Annotated in this window: 15 protein-coding genes and 1 tRNA gene; 15 read left to right on the top strand and 1 reads right to left on the bottom strand. The window is 59.5% G+C overall.

Features of this window, described 5'->3' with window-relative positions:
- The first annotated feature begins 58 nt into the window (after positions 1-58).
- The 6 genes from B1781_RS14115 to iscU all read left to right on the top strand — a co-directional run bounded on the left by B1781_RS14115 (position 59) and on the right by iscU (position 3,619).
- Positions 59-529, top strand: a complete 471-nt coding sequence (locus B1781_RS14115; RefSeq protein WP_078120269.1) for a Crp/Fnr family transcriptional regulator — start codon at positions 59-61, stop codon at positions 527-529.
- 176 nt (positions 530-705) lie between these two features.
- Entirely contained in the window at positions 706-1,353 is a 648-nt protein-coding gene (gene adk / locus B1781_RS14110; RefSeq protein WP_078120268.1) for an adenylate kinase, read from the top strand.
- A gap of 125 nt (positions 1,354-1,478) precedes the next feature.
- On the top strand, positions 1,479-1,853 hold the full coding sequence (gene trxA, locus B1781_RS14105; protein WP_078120267.1) for a thioredoxin: 375 nt from the start codon (positions 1,479-1,481) through the stop codon (positions 1,851-1,853).
- Positions 1,854-1,932: 79 nt separating this feature from the next.
- The gene (locus tag B1781_RS14100) at positions 1,933-2,415 is read left to right on the top strand and encodes a DUF1249 domain-containing protein (protein ID WP_078120266.1); all 483 of its coding nucleotides are present in this window, start codon (positions 1,933-1,935) and stop codon (positions 2,413-2,415) included.
- Between the two features lie 238 nt (positions 2,416-2,653).
- Positions 2,654-3,127: an Rrf2 family transcriptional regulator gene (locus B1781_RS14095; protein ID WP_078120265.1), complete on the top strand. Its 474-nt coding sequence runs from the start codon at positions 2,654-2,656 to the stop codon at positions 3,125-3,127.
- Positions 3,128-3,211: 84 nt separating this feature from the next.
- Entirely contained in the window at positions 3,212-3,619 is a 408-nt protein-coding gene (gene iscU / locus B1781_RS14090; RefSeq protein WP_078120264.1) for a Fe-S cluster assembly scaffold IscU, read from the top strand.
- On the opposite strand, the gene B1781_RS14085 is transcribed toward iscU, so the two are convergent.
- Entirely contained in the window at positions 3,589-5,568 is a 1,980-nt protein-coding gene (locus tag B1781_RS14085; RefSeq protein WP_164513397.1) for a sensor histidine kinase, read from the bottom strand. The two genes, iscU and B1781_RS14085, sit on opposite strands and share 31 nt — an antisense overlap.
- 158 nt (positions 5,569-5,726) lie before the next feature.
- Here B1781_RS14085 and prmB point away from each other — a divergent pair, with 158 nt between their 5' ends.
- The 9 genes from prmB to lon all read left to right on the top strand — a co-directional run bounded on the left by prmB (position 5,727) and on the right by lon (position 16,593).
- Positions 5,727-6,650 carry a 50S ribosomal protein L3 N(5)-glutamine methyltransferase gene (prmB, locus tag B1781_RS14080; RefSeq protein WP_125932092.1) on the top strand — a complete coding sequence of 308 codons (924 nt, stop codon included), beginning with the start codon at positions 5,727-5,729 and terminating at the stop codon, positions 6,648-6,650.
- Positions 6,647-6,967, top strand: coding sequence for a general secretion pathway protein GspF (locus tag B1781_RS14075; RefSeq protein ID WP_078120261.1), 321 nt, complete (start codon positions 6,647-6,649; stop codon positions 6,965-6,967). Before prmB ends, B1781_RS14075 begins: the two co-directional genes overlap by 4 nt.
- A 57-nt stretch (positions 6,968-7,024) precedes the next feature.
- A complete protein-coding gene (gene hemN, locus B1781_RS14070; protein WP_078120260.1) occupies positions 7,025-8,410 on the top strand; it encodes an oxygen-independent coproporphyrinogen III oxidase in 1,386 nt (461 codons plus the stop codon).
- Between the two features lie 90 nt (positions 8,411-8,500).
- On the top strand, positions 8,501-10,060 hold the full coding sequence (locus B1781_RS14065) for a long-chain-fatty-acid--CoA ligase (RefSeq protein WP_078120259.1): 1,560 nt from the start codon (positions 8,501-8,503) through the stop codon (positions 10,058-10,060).
- A 187-nt stretch (positions 10,061-10,247) separates the two neighbouring features.
- Positions 10,248-10,332, top strand: a tRNA-Leu gene (locus B1781_RS14060).
- Positions 10,333-10,425: 93 nt separating this feature from the next.
- Positions 10,426-11,727 carry a trigger factor gene (tig, locus tag B1781_RS14055; RefSeq protein WP_078120258.1) on the top strand — a complete coding sequence of 434 codons (1,302 nt, stop codon included), beginning with the start codon at positions 10,426-10,428 and terminating at the stop codon, positions 11,725-11,727.
- Between the two features lie 70 nt (positions 11,728-11,797).
- On the top strand, positions 11,798-12,418 hold the full coding sequence (gene clpP, locus B1781_RS14050) for an ATP-dependent Clp endopeptidase proteolytic subunit ClpP (protein ID WP_078120257.1): 621 nt from the start codon (positions 11,798-11,800) through the stop codon (positions 12,416-12,418).
- 138 nt (positions 12,419-12,556) lie between these two features.
- Positions 12,557-13,837 (top strand): ATP-dependent Clp protease ATP-binding subunit ClpX, encoded by a 1,281-nt coding sequence (gene clpX, locus B1781_RS14045; protein WP_078120256.1) that lies wholly within the window; start codon positions 12,557-12,559, stop codon positions 13,835-13,837.
- A 308-nt stretch (positions 13,838-14,145) separates the two neighbouring features.
- Entirely contained in the window at positions 14,146-16,593 is a 2,448-nt protein-coding gene (lon, locus tag B1781_RS14040) for an endopeptidase La (RefSeq protein ID WP_078120255.1), read from the top strand.
- Positions 16,594-16,692 lie beyond the last annotated feature (99 nt).

Raw genomic sequence — 16,692 nt, 5'->3', positions numbered from 1 at the left:
TTACTCCCGGCGGGGCGCTGTGTACCGGTGCTTAACGTGCAGTCACAGCGAGGTCGACATGTCCGATATCCACAGCATCCTCAGCGATGCCCGACTGGTCGAAAGCGGTATTGCCGAGCGCCGGCACTACGATGGTGGTCAGACAATCATCGAAAAGGGTTCCGAGGAACGCGGCGTCTATCTGATCGAGCGGGGCTGTGTCAGGGTGCTCGAACGCATCGAGCTCGAAGATCGGCGTCACATCCAGCCGGGTATCTGCGATCTGGGCGAGCAGGAGGTGTTCGGTGAACTCAGCCTGTTCGACGACGGCCCGCGCCTGGCGACGGTGGTGTCGGTCGAGCCGTGCGACCTGTTGGTTTACCAGGCCGAAGCCCTCGCAGACTATCTCGACCATCACCCCGAATTCGGCTACGTGGTGCTGAAAGAGTTGTTCAACATCCTTACCTGTCGCCTGCGCCAGACCGACCGTCGCCTGGGTTCGCTGTTTGCCTGGGGCCTGAAGGCGCATGGAATCGATCGGCATCTATAAATAGTAGGCTCGCCGTTTCGCGATTTTTGCGCGATGAGCATTGCGTCACTTTATCAGTAACTATTGATAAACACCCTGAATCGACCTATTCAGACGCTCGAATGGTGACTTCTGCTTCCCGTGTGGCAGACTCCGCACCCTAGAAAACGTCAGATGACATCAGAGGGGAGAACCACATGCGCGTAATTCTTCTTGGCGGCCCAGGTGCCGGCAAAGGAACCCAGGCCAACTTCATCAAAGAACGCTACGGCATCCCGCAGATCTCGACCGGAGACATGCTGCGGGCGCACGTCAAGGCCGGTAGCGAGCTGGGCGTCGCCGCGAAGAAGATCATGGACGAAGGCGGTCTGGTGTCGGACGACATCATCATGGGCATGGTCAAAGAGCGCATCAAAGACGACGACTGCAAGAAGGGTTACCTGTTCGACGGTTTCCCGCGCACGATTCCACAGGCCGAAGCACTGAAAGAGGCTGGCGTGCCGATCGATGCCGTGGTCGAGATCGACGTGCCCGATGCAGAGATCATCAAACGTATGTCGGGTCGCCGCGTGCACCTGGCATCGGGTCGTACCTATCACGTCGTATTCAATCCACCGAAGGTGGAAGGCAAGGACGATGAAACCGGCGAGCCGCTGATTCAACGCGACGACGACCAGGAAGAGACCGTCAAGGCGCGCCTCAAGGTCTATCACGACCAGACCGAGCCGCTGATCAGCTTCTACAGCAAAGAGGCCGATGCCGGTAACTGCAAGTATGTGAAGATCAATGGCGTCGGCAGTGTCGACGATATCCGCGAGGGCATCTTCGCCGGATTGGACGGCTGATCACCTGAATCACGCCTGTCACGAAGCAAAGGCCCGGGTAACTCCGGGCTTTTGTGCTTTCGGCGTAAATTAGCGCTCTGTGATATACTTTGGCGCTTATTGACTCAAGTTTCCGGGAGACCGCCATGGCTGTCGTCGAGCTGACCAAAGACAACTTCGAAGAAGTTGTGACCAACAACGAATTCGTGATCGTGGATTTCTGGGCGCCGTGGTGTGGTCCTTGCCGGTCGTTCGCGCCGACCTACGAAAAGGTCTCTGAAGATCACCCGGATATCGTGTTCGCCAAGGTCAACACCGAAGACGAACAGGAGATCGCGGGGCATTTCCAGATTCGCTCAATCCCGACGCTGATGATCTTCCGTGACAAGATCATCATCTTCAGCGAAGCCGGCGCATTGCCCGAGTCGGCCTTCCGTGAACTGGTTACCAAGGCCGGCGAACTCGACATGGACGAAGTGCGCCGCCAGGTCGCAGATCAGCAATCCGGCAGCCAGGCCTGACCCTTCCCAAGCCGGGGTGATTCGCACCCCGGTCACGTGCGGCGGCTATACTGAGACCTGATGTTCGCCAGGTAGAGCCATGCAGTTCAGTCGCCGTACAGATTTACACCGCTGGTTGCACACGCCACCGTCTGTTGGTGACCTGCAGGCGTTGTGTGAAGAAAACTACCAGTATCTGCTCAGCCTGATTCCACAGCTCAAGCGTCTGCAGGGCGAGCATTGTTCGGTGCGCGACGAACACCAGGATCTGCATCTCACCATCATCGAGCAGACCCGCTACACCACGCTGATCCGCCTGACCTACCGCTTTACCCATTCCGACGGCAACCTGTCCGACCCGGATGCGTTGCTGCGCGTTTACCATGATGCCCGTCAGGTCGAGGTGGAAGACCTGCGCCAGCAGACCTTGCCGACCGATCGCCTGTACGAGGCGCCGGGCCTGCTGAACAAGTGGCGCCTCAACCTGTTCGTGCTGAAATGGCTGGCGTTCTGTGTTCGTCAGGGCCATCTGTTCGTCGACGACGTGAGCGCCCTGCGCGAGCCCGCCCTGGGTCTCACCTGAGCGTCCTGCAAAAACGCTGATTACATTACCCGCCGCGGTATTTTGTCGCGGTGTCGTTCTGGAATTTGGTTCTCTCTGCAACAGCTTTTCCCGCCCAAAGTCCGCTGTGTCCAGGTCATCTTGGACAGGATATGGACAAATTTAATGTTGACTAATTTCCTCGGTTACTGCTAATTTCTTATCCGAGCAAATTACTAGGTAATTGCACGGCATCCGTGCAACACACGAGGAATCGACTATGCGACTTTCAACCAAAGGCCGTTATGCAGTGACCGCGATGCTGGACCTGGCGATCAACGGCAAGCAGGGACCGGTCACCCTGGCAGACATCTCGGAGAACCAGGGCATCTCGCTCTCGTATCTTGAGCAGTTGTTCGCTGCGCTGCGCGGCAAAGGCCTGGTGCGCGGTGTACGTGGCCCGGGTGGCGGCTATTACCTCGGCCGCGAATCCGACGAGATTTCGATCGCCGACATCATCTGCGCGGTCGACGAATGGGTCGAGTTCACGCGCTGTAAGGGACGTCAGAACTGCCAGGACGGGCAGCGCTGTCTGACCCACAGCCTGTGGGACGACCTGAGCCAGCAGATCTTCATCTTCCTCAGCGACATCACGCTGCACGATCTGGTCGAGCGCGGCGAAGTACGCGAAGCGGCGCGTCGTGAGAAGAAGGCCGAATCCAAGGTTGTCGGCCTGAAGACCGAAGCGGCGTAAAATGATGCGATCCGAGTGGGGCGGTGGCTGGCTTGCCGGCCACCGCTTTCGCCTGCGCATATCTCTGATTTGGGGTGAGTAACCATGGCTTACAGTGACAAGGTCATCGACCACTACGAAAACCCGCGCAATGTCGGGGTGCTCGACAAAGCGGCGGTCAACGTCGGTACCGGTATGGTCGGCGCACCTGCCTGCGGCGATGTGATGCGTCTGCAGATCCAGGTGAACGGTCAGGGTGTGATCGAAGACGCCAAGTTCAAGACCTACGGCTGCGGTTCGGCGATTGCATCCAGCTCACTGCTTACCGAGTGGGTCAAGGGCAAGACGCTCGACGAGGCGCGGCAGATCAAAAACTCCGAGATCGCCGAAGAGCTGGCGTTGCCGCCGGTCAAAGTACATTGCTCGGTACTCGCCGAAGACGCCATCAAGGCAGCGATCGCCGACTATCAATCCAAGCAGGGTCAGGCCGACTCAGCGTCCAGCGCTGCCTGATCGAATAGCGTCGATTCCTCCGCGCCTGCCTCGGTCGGCAGGCGCACCACTGCCCGCGTTCCACCTTCATCCGATTTCAATTCGATCTCGCCGCCGTGTGCAGCCACAATGCGCTGCGATATCGGCAGTCCCAGGCCCGTACCGTGTGTGCGCGATGTAAAGAACGGTTCGAACACGCGCTCGAGCGTTTTCGGCGGGATCGGTTCGCCCGCGTTGGCGATGGTGATCTCGACCCAGCTGTCACCGATGGTGGCGCAACTGATTCTTATCGGCTCGCCCGGCGGGCTGGCCTGTCTGGCATTGTTTACCAGGTTGATGAGCACCTGCCGCAAGCGGTCGGCGTCGACGGGGATCGGCGGGCAGGGATTCACTTCGAACAAGGTGCGTTCGTGGTGCTCGTCATCGGCACTGATGGTTTCGCTGACGATGCTGCATACGTCCTGTATCTCGCGCTGCAGTGTCATCGGCTTGGCGTACAGCAGTATGTCGGCCAGTAACCGTTCCAGGCGGGCGACCTCATTCGATGCGAGCGTCAGCCGTTTCTGCGCGCCTTGCGGCAGGCCGTCGAGCCCCTCGAAATGCTCCAGCGCCAAACCGATAGTCGCCAGCGGATTGCGAATCTCGTGCACGATGCCGGATGCGAATTGACCGATGGTCGCCAGGCGTGCGTTTTCGACAAGCTGGATGGTGCGGCCCAGGCTGATGCCGACGAGCACGCCGAGGTTACGCAACAAGGCAAGGTGTTCGGTACGGTAGTTGTTTGGGTAGCGGCTGGCAAACACCGCAACCCCGTGCACACCGGCGCTGTTACTGATCGGCAGAAAGATCGCATCGCGCCTGCCCAGTTCTGCCAGTTTGCGTAGGAAGACATAGCTTTCGGAGAGTTGCGAGGTCTCGCGGACATCGGGGATGTGCAGCGGTTCGCTGGTGTTGATGCACTCTTCGAGCAGCGTCTGATCGGGGTGAAAGCGCAGCCGCCCGATCGGTTCGGGCTTGCCGTCGCTGTACGCCTTCTCGAGATAGATATCGCCGCCCGGCGCGATGATCAATACGCCGATCCAGTCGACGGGTATCAACGGTGGCAGCGTCTCCGACAGGGTTTTCAACGTGCCCTCGAGATCGGCGCCCTGTTCAAGGCGGGTCAACAATTTGCGTAGGCCATCCATGCGGGTCGCGAGGTGGTTGAAGGCGCTCGCCAGCCAGCCGATTTCGTTGTTACGCAGCACCGGTACGCGGTGCGAGAAATCACCGTTGGCGACCTGCTTAAAGCCCTCGACGGTGGTCGTCATCGGCGCCATGACACCGCGATAGAACCAGACGGCGATGCCGACCGATACCAGCAGCGCCGCGCCGAGCAGCAGGCGGTTTACCATGTAGGCCCATTGTGCGCGGGCCTCGACGTCTTTCTTGAGTGTCGACATCAGCGTCTGCGAGATCTTTTCCAACGTCTCGTTCTGCTCACCGATCAATTCCGCCGCCCACTCGAGACGGGGTTCGTCCTTGTCCGGCCCGATGCGCTCATCGAACTGCTGCATGAAACTCTCCCATTCCGCCGCGAGCTGCCCGGCGACGGCGTGCGATTCGGGCGGCAGGTGCGGCTGCATCGCCATGTGCCGCCCGGTCAGCGACGCGTCGAAGCGGTTGTTGGCGAACGCAGTGATCAGTTGATCGAGTTCGGTGCGGGTCTTTTTCAGATCTTCGAAGTACAGCCGCAGGTCGCGGTAGTAGCTGGGATAGTCGCGCGGTGCGTTCTCGCGGTAGCGCATCGCTTGTACGGTCAGGTGTTGCTGATTGAAATGCACCCGGCCGGCGAGCTGAACCAGCACGTCGTCACTGTGCTGCTGGTCGATCACATGCAGGGAATACAGCGTGGAGGCGGCAAACAGCGCGGTCAGCACAGCGATTGCGACAATGATCTGCAGTTTCAGAGAGTGGAAGATTTTCGGCAAAAGGATGTCCTGACCGTCGTGGGGTTGCGGCGTCGCCTGTGTGGGCCAAAGTATAAGGAAAGCAGCTTTGCGACTATAGTGTGCGCCGCGCCACCGGCAGCAAGGTCTGAAATCTACCGGTGCCGACGAATCGGGGTAGGGCATCAATGGGAGCGGGCATGCAGAGTCCTCAACAACATGAACTGATAACACTACGGGATTGGATCCGTTGGGGCGCCAGTCGGTTCAATGAGGCCGGTCTTTTCTACGGACACGGCACCGACAACGCGATCGACGAAGCGCTCGCGCTGGTGCTGCATTCGCTGCACCTGGATCACGATCTGCCGGCGGACTATCTCAATGCACGTGTCACCGGCGATGAGGCGGCGCGCATCGAAGGGCTGTTTACCGAGCGCGTCGATCTGCGCGTACCGGCGGCCTACCTGATCGGCGAGGCGCGTTTTGCCGGGCTGAAATTCTTCGTCGATGAAAACGTGCTGATCCCGCGGTCGCCGATCGCCGAGTTGATCGAGGAAGGCTTTCAACCGTGGCTGGATGCCGATCACGTCGGCAGCGTGTTGGACCTGTGCTGCGGCAGTGGCTGCATCGGTATCGCCTGCGCTTATGCCTTTCCGAACGCCCTGGTGGATCTCGGCGACATCTCGCAGGCCGCGCTCGACGTGGCGGCGCGCAATATCGAACGCCACCAACTCGATAACCGGGTGCGTGCGCTGCACGCCGACGTGTTCGATGGGCTCGACGGCGAGCGCTACGATCTGATCGTCAGCAATCCGCCGTACGTCAGCACCCGCGAGATGGCGACCTTGCCGGCAGAGTACCGGCATGAGCCGGAGCTCGGCCTCGAAGCAGGCGACGACGGTATGGATGTCGTCGCGCGCATCCTGGCGGGAGCCGCCGATTACCTTCAGCCCGGTGGTATCATCGTGATCGAAGTCGGCGCCAGTGCCGATCTGCTGATGGCTCGCTATCCCGATGTGCCGTTTTTGTGGCTGGATTTCGAGCGCGGCGGCGACGGGGTGTTCCTGCTGACCGCCGAGCAGGTGAACGAGTATCGTGAGCAATTCGAGGAGAGCCTGGCATGAGTCTGCACCGCGCACGCAGTGCCGAAGAGTATGCGGAATGGGTCAAACAGGCCGTGTTCGAGGTGGGTGATCTGAAAGACTGCCTGCTGTACGAAATGGAAGACCTGCAGCGTTTCCCGGCGTTTATCGAACCGCTCGAGGAAGGAGTGCAACAGGTCTACGATGCGATGCTATCGGGCAGCTACCAGTTCGGCCGCGAAGACCTGGCTTTTATGGACGTGGTGCGTCGCTACGAAGACCAGATTCCCTTTCATACGCTGCTCAAACAGATCAACGAAACGCATCGAAAAGGTCTGGATGTGCCCGACGAGGGCTGACAACCTTTTTGACGCTCGTCAGTCCGCGCCGGGTGGGGGACGTCTAGAATGACCGCTATGCAACAGACACTCGTTCTCGATCAGGATCTGATCAAGCGTTACGACCAGTCCGGCCCGCGTTACACCTCGTACCCGACCGCGGTGCAGTTCCACGACGGATTCGGGCCGCAGCAATACCGCGCTGCCGCCGAGGCCAGTAATGCCAGCGGCCGACCCTTGTCGCTGTATTTCCACATCCCGTTCTGCGACACCGTGTGTTTCTACTGCGCCTGCAACAAGGTGGCGACCAAGGACCGCACGCGTGCGCAGCCGTATCTCGACCGCGTGTATCGCGAGCTGGCGATGCAGGGCGAACTGTTCGACCGCAGCCGCCCGGTGGAGCAGCTGCACTGGGGCGGCGGTACGCCGACCTTCATCAGCCACGACCAGATGCGCGAGTTGATGACCAAGACCGGCCGTCACTTCCAGTTACTGGACGACGACAGCGGTGAGTATTCGATCGAGATCGATCCACGCGAGGTGACCGACGAGACCATCGGACTGCTGCGTGAGATCGGCTTCAACCGCATGAGCCTGGGTCTGCAAGACCTCGATCCGGCAGTGCAGAAAGCGGTCAACCGCATTCAGACGGCCGAGCAGACCTTCGGCGCCTTGACCGCGGCGCGGCGCGAAGGCTTCCGCTCGATCAGCATGGACCTGATCTACGGCCTGCCACTGCAGACGGCAGATTCTTTCATCGCAACATTGGATCGGGTGCTCGAAGCCGAGCCCGAACGGCTGTCGGTATTCAATTACGCGCATCTTCCCGAACGCTTCAAGCCGCAGCGGCGGATCAACGAAGACGAGCTGCCGTCAGCAGAACAGAAGCTCGAGATCCTGCAGCAGGTGGGCGAGCATCTGGCCAAGGCAGGTTATGTCTATATCGGTATGGATCACTTCGCCCGACCGGACGACGAGCTCGCCGTGGCGCAACGCGAAGGTCACCTGTATCGCAACTTCCAGGGTTATTCGACACATGCGCACTGTGACCTGGTTGCCCTGGGGGTGACATCTATCGGACTGGTTGGCAACACCTACGCGCAAAACGTACGCACGCTCGACGAATACTATGCACGCATTGATGCCGGCGAGCTGGCCGTATTCCGCGGCATCGAGTTGAGTCGCGACGACGAACTGCGGCGCGATGTGATCACCGACCTGATCTGCAACTTCGCGCTCGACATGGCCCGCGTCGGCAAGCGATGGGATATTCAGTTCGACGACTATTTCCGTGGCGAGCTCGAACGCCTGCACGGCATGGCAAAAGACGGTCTGCTCACTATTGACGGCGGACGCATCGAGGTGATGCCGGCAGGGCGCTTGTTGATCCGCAACATCTGCATGGTGTTCGACCATTACCTCGGTGCCGACGGCCAGACGACGCGCTTCTCCAAGGTTATCTAAGCCAGAAGACTCTCCGGCAGGCGGGCCCGGTCCTGGGCGAAACGCGACCGCCTGCTAAGCTTTTCGACATTCGCTAAACGGAGTACCCGGATGTCGACACCCGAATCGATCCCAGCCGTATTTCGTCGCACTGCCGGGGAGTTTGCGCAAGCGCCCTTGGTCATCACCCCGGAGCATCAAACGTCGTTCGCTGCGGTGGATCGGGCGTCCGACGGCATCGCCACGACATTGCTTGAGCGCGGAATCCGCAAGGGCGACCGCATCGCACTGTATTGCCCGAACTGCGCCGAATTTCTGATCACCTATCTGGGTATCGTCAAGGCCGGGGCAGTGGTCGTGCCGATCAACCTGCTGATCCAGCAGGAGGAGATTGCCTATATTCTTGAAGATGCAGCGGTCAGCGGCGTCGTCTATCACGGTCTATTGGGCGAAAGGCTGCAAGCGCTGCGTCACACACTGCCATCGGCAGGCCTGTGGATAGGCGTCGGCGGGTCGTCGCTCGACGACGCCGATCTGGACTTTGCCGATGTTGTGGAGAACGCGGACGGCGCATCGCTGCCGGAGCCGGCATTGGATGCCGAATGCGATCTCGCTGCGATCCTGTACACCTCGGGTACCACCGGCAAACCCAAAGGTGCGATGCTGACCCACCACAACCTGGTGGTGAACACGCGCAGTGTGCTCACTGCGCTGCAACTGCGCCCCGGCGCGGACCGCATGCTGGTGGTGTTGCCGATGTTCCATTCTTTTGCGGCAACCGGCGGCATGCTGACACCGGCACTGCACGGCGTGGCCATGGTGCCGGTGCCGAAGTTCGATCCAAACCTGGTCAGCGACGTGATCGGCGCGACCGCGGCCACCGTGTTTCTCGGTGTGCCGTCGATGTACAACCTGATCCTGCGAATCGACGACGACCAGTTGGCCAAGTGGCGCAGCGTGCGTTTCGGTGTCGCCGGCGGCGCGGCCATGCCGGTTGAGCTGATGCGGCGTTTTGAACAGCGCTTCGGTTTTCCGATTCTCGAAGGTGATGGCCCCACCGAGTGTTCGCCGGTCACCTGCGTCAATCCGCTGAGCGGCGAGCGCAAACCCGGCTCGGTGGGACTGGCCGTCGATAACGTCGAGATCGCGATCTTTGACGATGATGGCCACCCGCTGCCGGCCAACGAGATCGGCGAGATCTGCGTGCGTGGGCCGAACGTGATGGCCGGTTACTGGCGTCTGCCCGAGGCGACGGCAGAGACGTTTTTTGGCGAATGGCTGCGCACCGGCGACCTCGGCTACCTGGACGACGACAGCTACGTGTTCATTGTCGATCGCAAGAAAGATCTGGTGATCGTCAACGGCATGAATGTCTACCCGCGCATGGTCGAGGAGGTGCTCTATCGCCACCCGGACGTACTCGAAGCGGCCGTGATCGGTGAGCCTGACGATCTGCACGGCGAGGTCGTGGTGGCCCACCTGGTGCCGTGTGAGGGGTGCACGCTCGACCCGGGCGAGTTGCGCGCTTTTTGTCGCAAGCACCTGGGCCCGCACCAGCTGCCGCGGCGTTTCGTGGTGCGCGAATCGTTGCCGAAAAACGCGACCGGCAAGATCCTCAAGCGCGAACTGCGACGTGCCGGAGAGCTCGAAAGGGGCGTCGATTTGTCCTGACCGAGTGCACGGTCAGGCTCTTGATCAGACCGGCCGCAGGCCCGATTGCACGGCGATACCGGTAACCGTCGGGACCGGGGGAGATCGAGTGGCCGGGCCTGGATCGCAGATGTCGGAGCAATCTCGCGGCATTCCGCTGTTTCGGGGCCCCGTGGGTTTTGTATAATGCGCGATTCGCATCGGCATGGCGAAAGTGGCGGAATTGGTAGACGCGCTGGATTTAGGTTCCAGTGGGGTAACCCGTGAGAGTTCGAGTCTCTCCTTTCGCACCATCTGACCGGTGCCCAACCATTCGGCCGGCCTTGTGCCGGGAAGTTTAATCCGACAAGAGTTAACAGGCAGTACAACTGCTGGAGTGATTTGGAATGCAAGTTTCTGTGGAATCGGGCGAGGGCCTCGAGAAGCGTCTTTTGGTTGATCTGCCGGCGGAGCGCGTCACCGCTGAGATGGACAAAAAACTGAAGGATCTCGCGCGCAACGTTCGTTTGGACGGTTTTCGTCCCGGCAAGGTGCCGATGCGTACCATCAAGCAGCGCTTTGGTGAGCAGGTGCGCCAGGAAGCCTACGGCACCCTGATCCAGGAAACGCTGTACGAAGCCGCCAACCAGGAGAAACTGACCCCGGCCGGCGAACCCAAGGTGGAATTGCGCGAGGCGGCCGAAGAAGGCGGTCTTGGCTACACCGCGACCTTCGAAATCATGCCTGACGTGCAGTTGAACGATCTTTCGGGTCAATCGATTACCCGTCCGGTCGCCGAAGTGACCGAGTCCGACATCGACGAGATGATCGACAAGCTGCGCAAGCAGCGCACGGTCTGGAACGAAGTCGACCGCGGCGCCAAAGACGGCGACACGGTCCATATGAATTTCAAGGGCTTTATCGATGGTGAGGCATTCGAAGGCGGCACCGCCGACAACGTGCCGCTGGTACTCGGTTCCGGGTCGATGATCGCTGGATTCGAATCGGGCCTGCTCGGCGCAAAAGCGGGCGATGATCGCACCCTCGAGGTGAAGTTCCCCGACGACTACCGCGCTGAGCATCTGGCCGGCAAAGACGCGACCTTCGAAGTCCAGGTGCTGCGCGTCGCCGAACCGCAGTTGCCGGAGATCGATGAAGAGTTCGTCAAGGCCTTTGGTGTCGAAGAGGGCACGGTCGAAGGTCTGCGTGAGGATGTCGCCAAGAACATGCGTCACGAGCTGAAGCAGAAGCTGGAGAACATGGCCAAGGAAAAGGTCATGGATCTGCTGATCGAGACCCATCCGATGGATATCCCGAAGGCCATGGTCGACCATGAAGCCGGGCGGATGAAACAGCAGATGCAGCAGGAAATGCAGCAGCAGGGTCAGCCTTCGAGCGTCGACCTGCCGTTGAGCGTTTTCGAGAACCAGGCCAAGCGCCGCGTTCACCTCGGCCTGCTGGTGGCCGAGATCATCGAGCAGCACAAGCTCGAGGCCGACGAAGACAAAATGCGGGCGACCATCGCCGATTTCGCCGAATCGTACGAAAACCCGCAGGAAGTCATCGACTACTACCTGCAGGATCCGAACGCACGCGCCAGCATTCAGAACCTGGTCCTTGAAAATCAGGTGGTTGGCTGGGTTATGGACCAGATTCAGGTCGGCGACGAGAACAAGGAATTCTCCGACATCATGGATAATCAGGGGTAATCCGAGGCTTGCGGGGTCGGGGTTTTAGGGGTAGCTTCAAGTAATCCCAGTAACATCCGATAAGCAGGACATGAACCAATTGGAACCGATGAATCTCGGCCTCGTGCCGATGGTTGTGGAACAGAGCGCGCGCGGCGAGCGGGCTTATGACATCTACTCGCGGCTGCTCAAAGAGCGCGTGATCTTCTGCGTCGGTCCGGTTGAAGACCACATGGCCAACCTGATTGTCGCGCAGTTGCTGTTTCTCGAGTCCGAGAACCCCGACAAAGACGTTCATTTATATATCAACTCGCCCGGTGGTTCGGTAACCGCCGGGCTCGCCATCTACGACACCATGCAGTTCATCCGTCCGCACGTCACTACGATGTGTATCGGGCAGGCCGCGAGCATGGGTGCCCTGTTGCTGGCCGGCGGCGAGAAAGGCAAGCGTTACGCACTGCCGCATTCGCGGGTGATGATTCACCAGCCGCTGGGCGGTTTCCAGGGCCAGGCCACGGATATCGAAATTCACGCCAAAGAAATCCTGTTGATCCGCGAAAAGCTCAACAAGATTCTGGCCCACCATACCGGACAGGATCTCGACCGGATCGGCCGTGACACGGATCGCGACAATTTCATGAGCGCGGACCAATCTGTCGCCTACGGTCTGATTGACCAGGTTTTGAACCGGCGACCGGAAAAAGACGCATAAAAAGCGCCCTAAAGCCATGTGGTTAGAGTGGCTTGTTATCCGAATTCATTCGGATATTATGAGTTCGAGGGGCCGCGGTTTCTGCGTGGTCGGCACAACGAGGTGATGCGGTCACGCAGGTTAATTAGGTGAACGACTATGAGCGACGATAAGAAGCACGGCAAAGGCGAGGACGGCAAACTTTTGTATTGCTCGTTCTGCGGCAAAAGTCAGCATGAGGTGCGCAAGCTTATCGCGGGCCCATCTGTCTTCATCTGCGACGAATGCGTTGAACTCTGCAACGATATTATCCGCGAGGAAATGCAGGAAAGCGTCGGCCAGACGACCGACAAACTGCCGATCCCGGCGGAAATCAATGCCACCCTCGATCAGTACGTCATTGGTCAGTCGCGCGCCAAAAAGGTGCTGTCGGTAGCGGTCTACAACCACTACAAGCGCCTCGAGGCCAAGAGCAAGAAAGACGATGTCGAGATCGCCAAGAGCAACATTCTGCTGATCGGTCCGACCGGTTCGGGTAAAACGCTGCTGGCCGAAACGCTGGCGCGTCTACTGAACGTGCCGTTCACGATTGCCGACGCCACCACGCTGACCGAAGCCGGTTATGTCGGTGAAGACGTCGAGAACATCATCCAGAAGTTGCTGCAGAAGTGTGATTACGACGTCGAGAAGGCGCAGACCGGTATCGTCTATATCGACGAAATCGACAAGATCTCGCGCAAGTCGGACAACCCCTCGATCACCCGCGACGTTTCCGGCGAGGGTGTGCAGCAGGCGCTGCTCAAACTGATCGAAGGTACCGTCGCCTCGGTTCCGCCGCAGGGCGGCCGCAAGCATCCGCAGCAGGAATTCCTGCAGGTGGATACGGGCAACGTGCTGTTCATCGTCGGCGGCGCGTTCGCCGGCCTCGACAAGGTGATCCGCGACCGTTCCGAGAAGGGCGGCATTGGTTTCTCTGCAGAAGTCCGCAGCAAGGAAGACAGCCGTTCGGTGGGCGAGATCCTGACCGCTGTCGAACCCGAAGACTTGATCCGCTACGGCCTGATCCCGGAATTCGTCGGTCGTCTGCCGGTGGTGGCCACGCTCGAGGAACTCGACGAAGAGGCGTTGGTGCAGATCCTGACCGAGCCGAAGAACGCGTTGATCAAACAGTATCAGCGCCTGTTCGAGATGGAAGGCGCCGAACTCGAGGTGCGCGAAGATGCGTTGCGTGCGATTGCTCGCAAGGCCATGGATCGCAAGACCGGAGCACGCGGCCTGCGGACCATTCTCGAACATGTATTGCTCGACACGATGTACGACCTGCCGTCGCTTGAAGACGCCAACAAGGTCGTGATCGACGAGTCGGTCATCAAAGGCGAATCGGCACCCTATATCATCTACGGCGGTTCTGAACCGCGTCAGATCGCCGCTTCCGATTGACGTCAATCCATTAAGCAAGCAAGACCCCGATGCACCCCGCATCGGGGTCTTGCTTTTGCGTCAATCATTCCAACGCCTCGTCCGCCGAGTCTCCACAGGGGCTGTCTTCGACAGCAGCGCTCCGTACCCAGCATTTTGCAGTTTTTTTGCCGCGTCGGTTTCTGGTGGTATAAAGATCACGCGAGCGTCACGATGCTTGAAATTCAGGCCTTAAGTCCTCATGTTGACCGGAATCGTGACCTTACTGAACCCGCGCAGGCGCGTTCACCCAATTATTCACCGCACGGTTGTGCGGTCGGAGGAAAGCAATGGGACAGGAAGACAAGACACTGAGTGTGCGTGAAGATCAGCCAAGCGCTGTCCCGGTACTTCCGCTGCGCGATGTAGTGGTATATCCGCATATGGTAATTCCACTGTTCGTCGGGCGCGAAAAATCCATCAAGGCGCTCGATGCCGCGATGTCCGACAATAAACAGATTCTGCTGGTGGCGCAGAAGAGCGCCGATGTCGACGAACCGCAACCGGACGACATGTATGAGATCGGAACGCTCGCCAGCATCCTGCAGCTGCTCAAGTTGCCCGATGGCACGGTCAAGGTGCTGGTAGAGGGCGGCGAGCGCGCCAAGATTACCAGCATGATCGGCGGCGACGGTTTCTTTGCCGCCGACCTTGAGCCGGCCGAAGACGTCATCGAGCTTCCCGAACGCGAAATGGAAGTGCTGATGCGCTCTGCCACCACGCTGTTCGATCAATACGTCAAGCTCAACAAGAAGGTGCCGCCCGAGGTGCTGACCTCGTTGGCCAGCATCGATGAGCCGTCGCGCCTGGCCGATACCATGGCCGCCCATATGGCGCTCAAGCTCGATGAGAAACAGCATGTGCTCGAGATGTTCAACGTCCGTGAGCGCCTCGAACACCTGATGGCCTTGATGGAAGGCGAGAACGATATCCTGCAGATGGAAAAGCGCATCCGTGGGCGCGTGAAGCGTCAGATGGAGAAGAACCAGCGCGAGTACTATCTGAACGAACAGATGAAGGCCATCCAGAAAGAACTGGGTGAGCTGGATGACGCCCCGAATGAGCTCGAGGACCTGGCCGACAAGATCGAGAAGGCGGGCATGAGCAAGGAGGCCAAGTCAAAGGCGACGGCCGAGCTCAACAAGCTCAAGCTGATGTCGCCGATGTCCGCCGAGGCGACCGTGGTGCGCAACTACATCGATGCCCTGGTCAGCGTGCCGTGGAAGAAGCGCTCCAAGGTGCGCAACGACATCTCCAAGGCCGAAGAGGTGCTCGATACCGATCACTACGGGCTGGAGAAGGTCAAGGAGCGCATCCTTGAGTATCTCGCCGTACAGCAGCGCGTACGCAAGCTCAAAGGGCCTATTCTGTGTCTGGTCGGACCACCGGGCGTTGGTAAGACCTCGCTCGGACAATCGATCGCCCGCGCGACCAATCGTAAGTTCATCCGCATGGCCCTGGGTGGTGTGCGCGACGAGGCCGAGATCCGTGGTCACCGGCGTACTTATATCGGCGCCATGCCGGGCAAGATCGTGCAGAACCTGACCAAGGCCGGCACCAAGAACCCGTTCTTCCTGCTCGACGAAATCGACAAGATGGCAATGGACTTCCGCGGCGACCCGGCATCGGCGCTGCTCGAGGTACTCGACCCTGAACAGAACCACACGTTCCAGGACCACTATCTCGAGGTCGACTTCGACCTGTCGGAGATCATGTTCGTGGCCACTGCCAACAGCATGAACATCCCGCCGGCGCTGCTCGACCGCATGGAGGTCATCCGCCTGTCGGGTTATACCGAAGATGAGAAGGTCAATATCGCCGAGAACTATCTCATTCCGAAACAGATCACGAACAACGGCCTGAAAGAAAAAGAGTTGACGATCGGCGAGAACGCGGTGCGCGACATCGTGCGCTACTACACGCGCGAGGCGGGCGTACGAAATCTCGAACGCGAGGTTTCGAAGATCTGTCGCAAGGTCGTCAAAGATGTGTTGCTCGACGAAAAGAAAGGTAAGCACGTTACGGTCACGACCAAAAACCTCGACAAGTACCTCGGGGTCAAGCGCTTCCGCTATGGTCGCGCCGACGAGCACGATCAGGTTGGTCAAGTGACCGGTCTGGCGTGGACCGAGGTGGGCGGCGAGCTGCTGCGCATCGAGACCGCGTTGACGCCGGGTAAGGGACGTCTGACCCATACCGGCCAGCTCGGCGATGTGATGAAGGAATCCATCCAGGCGGCCATGACGGTGATCAGGAGCCGCGCAGAGGCCCTGGGGCTCGACGACGACTTCTACCAGAAGAAAGACGTGCACATCCACGTACCGGAAGGTGCGACGCCTAAGGACGGTCCCAGCGCCGGTATCGGCATGGCGACATCGCTTGCCTCTGCGCTTACCGGCATCCCGGTGTGTGCGGATGTTGCGATGACCGGTGAGATCACCCTGCGTGGCGAGGTGCTGCCGATCGGCGGTCTCAAAGAAAAATTGCTGGCCGCACATCGCGGCGGAATCCAGACCGTCATCATCCCGGAAGAGAATGAGCGCGACTTGGTCGAGATTCCGAAAAACATCAAACAGAATCTTGATATAAAACCGGTTCGCTGGATCGACGAAGTGCTGGAAATCGCGCTTGCCGACCGCCCTACGCCACGTTCGGGAAAGGGTGAAGCAGAGCCGAAGTCCGCAGAAAATAAAGACGAAAATGCCGAGGATGTGAATGACGCCCTGCGTCATCATTGAAACTAACCGGCAACGCTGGTAGAAAACGGTGTCTAGCGAGTTGAGCCGTATACCGACAATGCTCGCTTGACACTGTTTTTTGGCTGCTGCTATAAAGCG

Source organism: Thiosocius teredinicola, assembly GCF_002009425.1.
In the GTDB taxonomy this organism is placed as follows: Bacteria; Pseudomonadota; Gammaproteobacteria; order Chromatiales; family Chromatiaceae; genus Thiosocius; species Thiosocius teredinicola.
The sequence above is the reverse complement of the archived record's forward strand: the minus strand, read 5'-3'. Positions and strand labels throughout refer to the sequence as shown.